Source organism: Peribacillus sp. B65 (assembly GCF_058513295.1).
This window is the reverse complement of record NZ_CP195840.1, coordinates 3,466,056-3,478,864: the sequence shown is the minus strand read 5'-3', so window position 1 is coordinate 3,478,864 and position 12,809 is coordinate 3,466,056. Positions and strand designations below refer to the sequence as shown.

The 12,809-nt window shown below is 37.1% G+C and carries 9 protein-coding genes; all 9 read left to right on the top strand.

Annotated elements, in window-relative coordinates:
• Window positions 1–251: 251 nt before the first annotated feature.
• The 9 genes from ACSR9O_RS16985 to ACSR9O_RS16945 all read left to right on the top strand — a co-directional run bounded on the left by ACSR9O_RS16985 (window position 252) and on the right by ACSR9O_RS16945 (window position 12,807).
• The gene (locus ACSR9O_RS16985) at window positions 252–1,001 is read left to right on the top strand and encodes a methionine ABC transporter ATP-binding protein (RefSeq protein WP_491724770.1); all 750 of its coding nucleotides are present in this window, start codon (window positions 252–254) and stop codon (window positions 999–1,001) included.
• Window positions 994–1,656: a methionine ABC transporter permease gene (locus tag ACSR9O_RS16980; protein ID WP_347940363.1), complete on the top strand. Its 663-nt coding sequence runs from the start codon at window positions 994–996 to the stop codon at window positions 1,654–1,656. Before ACSR9O_RS16985 ends, ACSR9O_RS16980 begins: the two co-directional genes overlap by 8 nt.
• An 18-nt stretch (window positions 1,657–1,674) precedes the next feature.
• Entirely contained in the window at window positions 1,675–2,502 is an 828-nt protein-coding gene (locus ACSR9O_RS16975) for a MetQ/NlpA family ABC transporter substrate-binding protein (protein ID WP_491724769.1), read from the top strand.
• A gap of 522 nt (window positions 2,503–3,024) precedes the next feature.
• The gene (locus tag ACSR9O_RS16970) at window positions 3,025–4,059 is read left to right on the top strand and encodes a DUF2599 domain-containing protein (protein ID WP_491724768.1); all 1,035 of its coding nucleotides are present in this window, start codon (window positions 3,025–3,027) and stop codon (window positions 4,057–4,059) included.
• A gap of 24 nt (window positions 4,060–4,083) precedes the next feature.
• Window positions 4,084–4,410, top strand: coding sequence for a hypothetical protein (locus ACSR9O_RS16965; RefSeq protein ID WP_491724767.1), 327 nt, complete (start codon window positions 4,084–4,086; stop codon window positions 4,408–4,410).
• A gap of 287 nt (window positions 4,411–4,697) precedes the next feature.
• A complete protein-coding gene (locus tag ACSR9O_RS16960; RefSeq protein ID WP_491724766.1) occupies window positions 4,698–6,491 on the top strand; it encodes a T7SS effector LXG polymorphic toxin in 1,794 nt (597 codons plus the stop codon).
• 11 nt (window positions 6,492–6,502) lie between these two features.
• On the top strand, window positions 6,503–6,937 hold the full coding sequence (locus tag ACSR9O_RS16955; protein ID WP_491724765.1) for an SMI1/KNR4 family protein: 435 nt from the start codon (window positions 6,503–6,505) through the stop codon (window positions 6,935–6,937).
• Window positions 6,938–8,085: 1,148 nt separating this feature from the next.
• Window positions 8,086–8,856 (top strand): hypothetical protein, encoded by a 771-nt coding sequence (locus ACSR9O_RS16950; RefSeq protein WP_491724764.1) that lies wholly within the window; start codon window positions 8,086–8,088, stop codon window positions 8,854–8,856.
• A gap of 18 nt (window positions 8,857–8,874) precedes the next feature.
• Window positions 8,875–12,807: a hypothetical protein gene (locus tag ACSR9O_RS16945; protein ID WP_491724763.1), complete on the top strand. Its 3,933-nt coding sequence runs from the start codon at window positions 8,875–8,877 to the stop codon at window positions 12,805–12,807.
• Window positions 12,808–12,809 lie beyond the last annotated feature (2 nt).

Here is a 12,809-nt window from a genome sequence, read left to right as displayed (position 1 = left end):
AAAACAACATTTGATAATGATAACCATTATCAATTATAATGTACACTCTAATATTTTGAAAGGAATAATCCGATTAATAGAAAAATCTAGTCATAAGGATGATAATAGGGTTGGAAGTCTTTAACTGTTAATTTGTGTCTTTGCATTAGGTCCTCATTAGTTGATAAAATGATTTATCAGCTGTGTTTCTTTGAAGAAACGATAATGTGGAGCGGTATGCTTACCTTTCAACAAATAGAAAGTGGGATTTTATGATTAACCTGGATCAAGTGAGTAAAAAATTTTCACAGTTTCAGGCAATTAAGTCTGTTACTTTAACAATACCTAAAGGTGAAATCCATGGAATAATCGGAGCAAGCGGAGCAGGGAAATCAACGCTGCTGCGGCTAATGAATTTGTTGGAGACCCCAGATGCGGGCGAAGTGGAGGTAAACGGCCAAAGACTGACAACATTGAACAATAAAGCACTCCGAGGGGCACGGAAGTCGATTGGCATGATTTTTCAGCATTTTAATCTTGTGGCAAATAAAACGGTTTATGACAATGTGGCAGCCTCTTTAGAGCTGGCAAATTACCCAAAGAAAGAACGTCGGAGCCGTGTTGTAGAGTGTCTTCAATTTGTCGGATTGGAGGGTGAGATGGAGAGATATCCTGTACAATTAAGCGGGGGACAAAAGCAGCGTGTTGCCATTGCAAGGGCATTGGCAAATAACCCGCAAGTGTTGTTATGTGATGAACCGACTTCCTCCCTTGATCCAAATACAACGGCTGAAATATTAGACGTGCTAGAGAACATAAACAAACGCTTCGGTGTGACGATTGTCATTGTTAGTCATGAGCTGGATGTCATTAAAAGTATATGCAATCGTGTTACGATAATGGCAGATGGAGAGATTTATGACACGGTCTTAATCGAACCAACTGGGATTGAAAAAAGGGATAATCGTCCAGAATACTTTATCGAACAATTAGCAGAGAATGGTGGGCTAGGCCATGCCTGAGATTTTAGTTCAATATGAGGCAGAAATTTGGCAGTCAATTGGAGAAACCATTACCATGGTTGGTGTGTCCATTTTAGCTGCGATTTTGATTGGATTGCCTGTCGGGACCTTGCTATTTCTTTGTAGGAAGGGTCATTTGCTTGAAAATCCGTGGGCCTTCTCGATTTTGAATTTATTTGTCAATATTATTCGTTCTTTCCCATTTTTGTTATTGGTTGTTTTTTTAATCCCGTTTACAAGACTCATAATCGGCACAGCCATTGGGACAGCATCTGCTTGCGTTCCATTAGCGATCATTGCCATTGCCCATTATTCGCGATTAGTTGAGCAATCTTTATTGGACGTGCCAAAGGGTGTGATCGAGGCAGCCATTTCCATGGGGGCTTCCGTTAAGGATGTCATATTTAAATTCCTTTACGTGGAGGCTCGTTCAGGGCTTGTCCTCGGACTAACAACATCGATCATCAGCTTTATTTCCTATTCAACGATCATGGGAGTGGTCGGAGGCGGCGGTATCGGCGACTTTGCCATCAGGTATGGCTACCAGCAGTTTAAAACAGAGCTAATGATTTATATGATTATCATTATGATTATTCTAGTACAGCTTATCCAATTCATTGGCACGGCAGTAGCCAGAATGATTGATAAAAGATAAATAATGGAGGGAAACATCATGAAAAAAATACTCTTTCTCATGGCAGCAATTATGTTGTTTTTAGTAGGATGTGGAAAGACGAATGAAGTAAAAGAGAAAGAAAATGCGCAGAATCAGGAGAAGGAAGAGGTAACATTGAAAGTGGCCTCACTCATTCCCCCAATGACGGAAATTCTTGAGCTTGTTAAACCAAAGCTGGCAGAGGAGGGCATTAACCTGGAAATGGTTGTATTAGGTGATAATGTGCAGCCTAACACCGCACTAGCGGCAGGAGAAGTAGATGTGAACTTCTTCCAACACGTTCCATATATGGAGGAATTCAATCGAAACAAAAATGCCGAGCTTGTACCGGTGAAACCAATTTATTTTGCCAATTATGGGGTGTATTCCAAAGAATACGATTCAATGGATAAATTGCCAGAGGGCGCCGTCATTGCCATTGCAAATGATGTGTCCAATATCGATCGTTCATTGGCATTGCTGGCACAGCATAAAGTTATCACTTTAAAGGAAAAAAAGGGTCCATACTATACAATGTCTGATATCACTGAGAACCCTAAAAACTATAAGTTTAAAGAAGTCGATTTATTAATGCTAGCGAGAACGTATGATGAAGCAGATGCGATCGTGATAACACCTGCTTACGCTGCACCGCTTGGTTTGACACCAAAAAATGACGCTCTTCTCACAGAAGGTGTTGAAAATGACTTTGCGATTACATTAGTGGCACGCAAGGATAACGTGGATTCTGAGCCAGTCCAAAAGTTGGCCAAGGCCATGACAAGCCCAGAGGTACGCAAATTTTTAGAAGAGAAATATAGTGAAACGGCCATTCCGGCATTTTAATTTTGATACAAAGAAAGGGGCTATTCCTTTTGATTTTTCAACAGGAATAGCCCTTTTTTACGTATCAGTTTAACTTTGCCAATTTTGTGGCTCCTGGACAGCCCATTTTTGTACAATATTACAAAGCTTAAAGAAATATACTATTAGCCCCCATACCGTAATGACCGATACATCACGAGTAAAGCCACTTACTAACGTGGACAACTGAAGAACTCGCAATGAGGTCAGTAAAATTGTTTTTGAAAAACAAATGTTTAATGACCCTTCCATGGGAACGTGCCCATTATATGTAAGTATATTAATCTTCAACCCTTGGTACTTTTAGTGTCAGGGGTTTTTAATTTGTGAGGAAAAAGGTATCACAAAGAGGTGGTTTACAGCTTTTTTACCTATCTAATATGTGAGTGGACGGAAAGAAGGTAAATATTCCATTTGTGAAAATCCTAATTTCATTTTTGGAATCAATCAATCTTATTTTTTTGCTAATGTTAAATTATAGAAAAAATAAAAAAGGAGAAGAAAATGAAAAAACTAGTATTGGTTATAGGTAGTTTATGTGCTTTACTGAGTATGTTTAAATTGAATGCTGTATTTGCAGAGGCAAATATAAGTGAAGATGTAAAAGAAAGTATAGAAGTAAACGGAAATATGGATGATTTGCCTATAGATTTACTTAAGGATGTCGAAGTGGCTCCTTACGAAGAAAATAAGGATAGAATATTTACTAATGAAAAAGATTTTGCTGCTGAAATTAATTTAGAAGAAAATAAAATTAATTTTTCTGACTCAGAAGGAAATGAAATTACTGTTTTAGTAGATGATCCTGATTTGAAATTTGAAAACAATGAGGATGGAACAATTATATTTACAAACGCAGAAGAAGATTACAGTGTTGAGAATCAAATTTTAGATGGTGGCTTTAGACAAATATTTTCCATTGATTCTAAGGAAGCCCCAAAGGAATTTAAAATCGATATAGAAATGAAAGAAGACTATAGTTTAGTAGAGGAAGAAGGCATGTTCTACATAAAAGATTCTTATGGTAACAATATATATAATATAGGTAAAGCCTGGGCAGTAGACAGTTTAGGTAATTTTGTTGAAACAAAGTATGAGGTGAAAAATCAATCTCTATATCAAACAGTCAATTATTCTGGTGATAATTATCCAGTGAAAGCAGATCCTTTATTTTGTTCTGATACAATTGACAATACAAGCACTAAATGGGATAAGAATTATAGTAGTGGAAAAGGGACTTTTTCAGTATATACCAGAACCTGTACTAAAGCTTATATTACTGCTCATTGGGCTCTGGGTCCGTCTAGTATGACTGGTCTTTCTCAAGCAAAAATTATGTTGGATATGTGGAGTGAAGTGACGGCTGATGCTGATTTCAAGAAGTATATTAGTAGCTCAAAGGCAGGTAGAATTAAAGACCAGTTTATATGTCATGCAGCTAATCCTCTTACTATTTATAAAAGTTCTTGGAACTTAGAACCGTGGCGACCTGATAAAACTTTGGCTGGTACTTATATTAATATTTGTAATCCAGAATAAGTAATGGTTAGAAGGGGGTATAAGATGCTAATTGAAAGTATGAGTGACTATTTTTATGAGCCATTTTACATACCGATTTTATTGCTGCTGCTTGGATTGTTATATTTAGGTATTTTAATACATAGTTTTACAATAATTAAGTTTAATTTCATAGGCTATGGTTTAATAGGAATATCTATAATAACGTATCTTCTTGTTGGCTTGTATATGACCGGAAAAGGATATTATTCAGACGGACACGCTCCAGATCTATTTCTTTTTGGAAGTATGGGTTTTTTAGAGCTTACTTTATTAACTTATCCTTATATATTTCTTACTTTGGCGGTGGTACTCGGTAAAAAAGGCGAGTAATTCAAGGGAGAAATCAAAGCTTTATCTGGTGTTTAATAGAAAATAAACATCTAGAATTAACCATAATCTGGTCAGAGAAAAATTAATTTATTTTTGGATTGAGGGCGCTTATAAGCGCTCTTTTGTGTTTTTAGTGATTTTGGAACAAAAAAGCCACCTATCCGGTTATTTCTTGAATAAATATAGAAACTCTTCTAAAATATATTTAGTCCATAATTTTACAGTTAATAAAAATATTACTTAGAAATGAATAAGAAAAGAAGTTGAAAGGACTTTCCATTATGTCGATGATTTACGAATCTCAAACACTAGTTTCTGCCATGCAAACGCGTGTCGGACAATATAAGGACCTGAAAGAACAGCTAACGGAATTGAAAAAAGGATTTGAGAGTATCGTTCATTTGGATGATGAGCTGCAGGGGCAAGGCGCAGAGGCTATTAAAGGGTTTTACAAAGCACAGATCGATGTCGTGGATTCTTGGCTGCGTCTGATCAATCGGCATGTTGCCTTTTTAAGTGGTATTCAAGGAGATACAATCGAAGCGAACCTTAGTGAAACCATAGTTACGGTTCCTTTTTTAGAGGAAGAGCTGACAATTGCCACTCGAAATTCCAAGGAAATGGTCACAGCCCAAAAAGATGATCTGAAAAAAATATTTGCTGGAATTGATGATATCATTCAGTTAGAGCCCTTTTCTGACGATGCGTTCTTTGAAAATATCGAGAAAGCTGACAAGGAACGGACCCAAACGATAGACAAAGTAAACGAAATCGATCATAAGTGGACGACTGAATATGCCAAATCCGAAGCGGACCAAGCGGCAGTGACGGCACTCATGGAGCAATTGAAAGTATCCAGTACAAGGGGAGGAGTAGTATCCCCGCTCTATTTTAATGCAACAGCTTATAAAAATAGTGAAGCTTATAAAAACCTAGAAGTCAGGAAAAAAGAAACCGCGGAATATCTGAAGGTTAAGAAAGAAGAAGCGGAGAATCGCCGGATCAAAGACTTGAAGGCACAACTCGATCATGTCACAGATCCGAATGAGTTTCTCAAAATCGCCAAGCAGATCGGGTACGAAAACTTAGCGCCCACCCAGCAGCAATATGTCATGCAGCTAGAATCGGCTAAGCAAACAGCAGACATTGCAAAAGGAATCGGCGTAGGCTTATTTGATGTAGGTAAAGACTTCGTGACAGGAGTTTGGGACTTTGTCACAAATCCTGGGGAAACGGTTGAAGGTGTAGCCAATTCAATCATGCACCCGATAAAAACCTATAAATATATATCCAAATCTATCTCGGACTCATATGAACGGGATATGGTTAATGGTGATGCCTATTCGCGGTCTCATTGGGTAACTTATGCCCTCGGAACAGTCGTCACATCAGTAGTAGGAACAAAAGGAGCAGGAGCTGTAACGAAGACTGGGGTAGCGACCACAAAAGCGGCTGCAGTAAAAGGCGTTACGAAGGCAAAAGAACTAGTCTCTATCCCTAACCTATTGCCATACAATCCTAAAAACCAACTGTCGTTGGCAGGGGGAGTACCTTATAATGTGGTTAATGGTGTTGGGTTAAAGGACCAGTTGATGTCTATGGCGAGAGTGGAGTCTGAGATTAGTGGTAGGGGTAGGTTAAAAGTAGAAGATGTCACTAAAGAGATTTTGAAGACTAAACCAATGAACTCTCCTATACCTGAAAAGTGGTATAAAAAGGGTGGGAAAATCTCCATCGATGATAATGGCATTTGGACTTATACTAACAAGTCTGGAATATCAGTAAGTTATCCAAATGGTTATCCTGATTTTACACCCTATGTACATCCAAATGTTGAGCCGGTTAAAATCGAGGTACATTCGCCTAAGAATAATCCAAAAGACTTTGAAAATGCAAATATAGCGGCTAAACTTACAAAAGATACTGATCCTCCAATTTCCGACATAAGGAGACCTCCTTTAGGATACACTTGGCATCATCATCAAGATGGAGAAACAATGCTGCTTGTAGAAAAAGATATTCATGATGAATTTAAGCACATAGGTGGACAATCAAAAGTTAATGGTAAAAATAGTAAATGAGGAGTGAGAGTATGGTAAATATTGAAAAGATCCATGACAATCTATCTATCGGAAACTTAGAGAGCTTTGAGCAAAATCAAAATATAACCCTGCCAAAAGATTATAGAGATTTTTTATTAGAATATAATGGTGGATATCCCAATCCAGGTATTTATAAAATATCTGATGAGTTGGGAGAAAGTATATTAAATATTTTTTATGGAATTGGTAGTATGTATGATAATTTAGAGAAGAAGATTGATATTTTTGATGAAATATTAGAAATAGGATTTATTCCAATAGCAGATGACCCAAGTGGAAATCAAATATGCATTGGAATAAATAAAGAGTATTTTGGACAAATATTTCATTGGGCTCATGATGAGGAACATGATGAAATGGAAAATATGTACTTTTTATCAAACAACTTTAATGAATTTCTTGACAGGTTATACGAGGAACAATAATTTTTTAGCAAGCAAGAAAATAGTTTTTATTAGTAACTGAAAGGTAACTTTAATAAGTTGAGTCGTGGATTAAGAGGCAACAATTATACTCATACCTTGAATTGGCTATGGCCATTCAAGGTTTTTCTTTTGTATGAAGCTTCCTAGTGCCGAGTAACCAGCTTTTTATACAGAGAATAAGAATAAATCGCTTTAATCCCTATATGATGTTTTACCAAATAATATAGTACCTACAACAACTATAATGATTCTTCTTCTGATTTTTGGAAGAAAAGAGCGTTAACTTGGACCGAAAGGGACAATGAATACTTAATAAGAGGAGAGGTTCCTAGCAAGTTTATAATAATTTCTCCAAAGGAGTGAGGTTATGTTCTTATATTTCCGTTAAGAATGCTTGGGTGAAATACAGAATGATAATAAAGAAGGCGTGTGGTTTTATGGATCTATCATAGCCAATGAAAATATAATAAATATAAAGATTTTCTAGCGGCTCTTGTTAATGAGGAGAAAGAATTCAAGGAAGGTAGTTTTAATGAAGATTGGCTGAACGATGATTATTGATGAGCATCAAAATAAAAAGGGAATATATTTACCGGCAATACATGAAGATGGGGAGATAAATTGGCGGTATAGATAAGTTACAATCATGCCTTGAAAGCGTAGGTCTTTCAAGGCTTTTCTGATAATAATTTAAGGTAACTAAACAGCTATCAAATATCAAATATCAAATATAATGCACAGATTCTCAAATGACTAAATTCTAGAACAAAAGACCTGATTTATCTAATTTATACTATAATTGAATTAAATAATAATTTTGACTTTGCGTTTTTTTTTGATGATGGACACCATGTATTCGGTTTTATTGTTTGACTTATTTTATATATAAAACAATTGAAAGGCTGCCTTACAATAATAGTTTTTGATTTTAGTAAATGGAGCTATAATTAAGAAACCATTGATTGGAGTGATTCATCTCGTTTTTTATAGCAAATTATTCGAAAAAAAAGAATTTGTTTTTATATTAATATTAAAGTATAAATTTTATTTCTATTTTTGTTAAAAATAGTAAATTGACTATCCGGAATTATTACTTCTTAACAATAATCTATTATAATATATAGTAAATAAAATGATGGAGTGTTCACATGAAACATAAATATTTAATTGACCGAGTGAATATAGAGTGGATTTATCAAATTTTCACCTTACTATCTGGTAAAATGTCGGTGGAAGAGATTGTCGAGATGGCGAGAGAAGAAGGAGTAGAGTTTGGGGAACGCCGTGATGTCTTTAATCGGCTCGTTGATCTAGGTATTTTGAGCAAACAACGAGAAAAAAACGGTACATTTGTGGAATTCACTCCTTTTGGCGAGTCCGTACAGCTTCTTTATATCAAGAATCCTGACAAAATTCCATTCCTTTTACACATGCTACATATATTAAAATCATATGAAAACAATAGCCCTAGATATTTTATCACCTATCGTTTTGTCATTGATACGGTTTTAGAAGAAAAGAATGTGGCGTCCGATCAATACAATCGGGTTGTAAAAATGCTTGAAGAAACCTATAACGATGACGTATCTATTACAGGAATGGATTCGACAACCATTGGTAAAGGCGTTGTATTCATTCAAGAAATTGTCAATGGTAAATTTGATCTGCTTGAATTTGTCGATCCGAATTTATTTACATATGGACTGCAAAAGTATATTGATAAGAAAACAAGACAAGAAAATGGAAGCCTGCTAATTACAGATAAAGAAAAACAGGAGTTATCCATTTTATTTCTATTAGAAAAAGCGAAAATCGAAGAAATGGTGAATAAATCGATTCGATATAAAAAAGCGTTTACGATTCGCTATGCACCAAGAGGGATGGTTCTGCAAGCGATAAAAACTGTTCCATTACAATAGCACGAGGGGGAATCATGAATGTCTGCCATTTTCAATGAACTAGGGGAATTAGAGAAAATCCTAAAAAAAGATCCGATTATCAGTACGGCTACATGGGAAGAGTTGACGGCATCACCTGAAAGCGTTGAAAGAAACTATCGCAAGCATGCGATGACCCATATGTCTTTAGGGGATGCACAGGACTACGAAAGTAAAATGGTGAAACGTATTGTCGATCAGCATAAAGTGTTTTCCGGACTAGTTACGGGAGATTTTGGTCTGGGAAAAACGAGTATGCTTGTTTATCTCTGGCATAAAGCCGAGGAAAAAGGAATGATCGCGGTTCCTCCTTTTAGCTGGAGAAGCTTGGACGAGCTGTTTTCTGGAATCCAAGCATGGGTGTCATACATATTAGAGAAAAAAAATCTTTCTGAAAAAGAAGAATTTGAGGAAATTGTTTCCCAATTTCAGAAGCGTGGTATGAAGAGTGAAATCAAGTTTTTAATCTCCAGCGGGATGACGGAAGAAAAAGCCCAAGCCTTTATTGAGAAAAAAATCAAGGAAGGGAACTATCGTTTAGAACGTACTATCGCAGAGTTTCTTCAATATTGTGATAAGATCACGAATTTCTTAGTCAATGAATGCGGCTATTCTGGATTAATGGTTTTCACCGATGAGCTGCAAATTACGTTGAATGAACTAGCTCCGGAAAAAGTGTTCCAATATTTATTTGAACTTTCCAACAGTACATTGAATCGTGAAGGCCGTTACGGAATTATGATCGGTTTGCCGTTGAACTCGTTTGTCCAAATGCAACAAGTAAAATCAGACGCACTCGACCGTTTCCAAGCACAAAAAATGCTGATCGATTTATCAAAGATTTATACGTCTGAATTTGCGGTACAACTGTGGGATCGTTATGCCTCTTACTTTGGTTTTAAAGCGTATAAGGATCAAATTATCGATGCCTATGCAATCAAAGCACTTGGACAGCTGACCGACAGCTCACGGAAGGATATCGGAAACGGACCACGTTCTGTAATCTCTGCTTTCAATGCGATTGTGAAGCATTATCAAGAAACGAATCAAACTTACACAGTCCTTGATCTCGTCGAAGATTGTATGAACGAAGAGATCTTACTAGGAGAGCGTTCTCATTTTATTGCGACCGTTCAATCCCTGATCGAAAAGGTCGGAAGGGATGAGGACTATGTAAAGCTCATTTATGCACTAGCTGCCTTTCCGCAAGGATGTAAGCCGGAGGTATTGTCGGACTATCAATTGCTGAATGAAAAAGCGGAAACCCTGTTAAAAGAATGGATTGGCGTGGAAATCCGTCAAAGTTTGATTGAAGGGTATAAATTAGTCGCTCTAGATCAAGTGCAAACGGCTCCACAAAGCTTTCTTGATCAGGCTATCAAAGACTTTTTGCGTTATTATCAGGCGAATGACAAGGATTCGCAAGAAAATGCAGTTCAGTCTTTTAATCAGGTGATTGTACCTGAGTTATTAACCGATCGGAATGAACTAGACTGGATATGTATGTTTGATCAAATAACCGAAGACCCTATTGAGTTTAAACCATATGCAAGCGGTGTGTTTACCACGGATATTGGCGGTACGTACTATAAGGTGAAGAATCGTTTCCCAAATCGCCATCTGCAAATTGTAACGACGAGCCGCCTTTCTGAAAAAAAACTGCCAAAATCGTTGGAATACAAACCTGAATTTGTGTATACGGGTAAGTGGATTTTCCTTTTAGATATGGAAGATAAAAGTGGAAATAAAGTTGTAAGGCAGTCTAGTGATCCATTTGCTTACGCGTTTAATTTGAATCTTAAGACGATGATCAATGTTGAAATACCGCTACTGTCGGAGTTAATTCCATTTGAAAAAACAGATGTACAGCTGCTGTTAAATCTGCTTCACTATCTGAACAAAACGGGAAATATTCCAACAAGTGAACAGGAAGATTTGAACTTTGTCATGAGTGAAATCATCAATGAGACAATTGCTGCTTTATTTGATGTAGAAATGAAAAACGTACATGGATCTGAATGGGAATTACGGAATCATGGAAAAAGCATCCTCATTGAATTATTTGAAAAAATGTGTGAGGAACGTTTTCCAGAATATAAAACGATAATGGTCGGTCGTTGGAAGCCGAAAATGGCCTATTTTAAAGCTGTGTTGGAAAGTGAAAAAATACCGCTTTCACAAAAAAGAGGCATTGAGCCGTTAGCTAAACAGTATCCAAGATTGACGGGGAAACAAAAGAAAGACATTGCTGCGATGTTTACATTGGGCAGTGTGGCACCATTTGAAACCTTAATGACCGATTTTCCTAGCTTACTCAGTATTCACGATGATGATCACTTATATTTAAATACTCACCCAGCCGAACGAAAAGTGGTCGAACTGATTGAGGAAAGTGCGGAAGAGATTACCATCACGAGAAAGGAAGCAAAAGCAGTTGATTTTACGGTAGTATCTGAACAATTATTTGAACTAGGCTATGCAATACAAGAACGAGAGCAGCTGTTTGAATTTGCTGCCATACGAAAGCTCTTTTTCAGAAGTCCAAACAAAGAAAAATTCTATATGAAGCCCCTCACGATTGAAGAATGGCGTGCCAATTTGGAAGGACAAGTTCAATACATCGAAAGCTTGAAAACAGAACTTGAATTGCAAGGGCAAAAGGTGTCGATAACGACAGAGCCGATTATTGCTCAAATTGAAAGGCTTCAGGATGAAGAAACCTATGAAAAGCTTTCAGGCGTGTTAAAAGATGTCCTACATACGCTTCAAAAGGATATGAGTCTTTTTGTGAATAGGTCGATTGATGTAATTGAAGATAAGCTTAAAAAGTCAGGAAGGGTGCTTTCTACATTAGATCATACTCTTTCAGCAGTCGAAGCCGTGGAAGAACCTGAAAAAGCTCACTGGTTCCAATACAAGGAAAAGCTTGACAATGGGTTAAAAGAGCTACAGGATCAATACGCCGCGATTACAACGGAAAAGGCAGAACTGCAAAAAACATCGATTCAAAACTTTAGTGAAGTAAATGACGGGGTCAACTTTTTCATTGATATCACGTCTAATATCGAGAGTGTAGATCGCCAATGGGACGAGCTTAAGCCGAAACGAAAAGAATTAGAAGCAGAAGTGGCTGAATGGTCGACATGGGAAGCCTATTACAATGATAGAAAATCTCTAAGTGATTTATTAGACCGCTTGAAGACGATGGGTCTGACCCATCTCATTGAAAAAGTACAACAAGTGGATACTAATATTGAAAAGGAGTGGGAAGGCGAAGGGTTGCCGTCTTACAAGCACTGGATCAATCGCTTAAAAGAAGTTCGCGAAGAAATCATGCAAGAGCTTCAAAAGTCGCGTAAGCAATTTGAAGAAGAAAAGAAAAAGTATCAGCAGCTATTAAACGAACTTTCGATCCGCGGTCAGCTCCATACGCAATTCAAAGAAGACGAACAATCGAAGAGCTATCAGGAATTGCAAACGGAATTTGAATCCATGATTGTAAACCAAGTCGATCATTGGCTTGAGCTAACGGATACTTTAGACCAACGACTTCGTTATTATACCGATGTACTGGAGATGGATGTAGAGGAAATTGAAACGGAAGTCTTCGATATTTCCTCACAATTGTTTATGCTCAAAACAAAGTTTGAAGATCAAATCAAAGAAGAGGATGTAAAAGGCTTGAAGTCGATTCCAACTCGTATCTCAAAAGCTAGTAACCTCGTAGCCAATGCTGCAAAAAAAGGGGAATTGACGGAGAAGGAAGCAGAGGTCCTACTGGCGATAGAAGGTAAGTCCTGCACATTGGAAGATTTGATTTTAAAAATTGCGGACCAAACCGATAAATTTGAATTAGAAGAAGTCTTACGAGTAGCAACGAATTTGTTTAAGAAAAACCATATCAACATCCGAATCGAAAAAGGGGGAGAATAGTC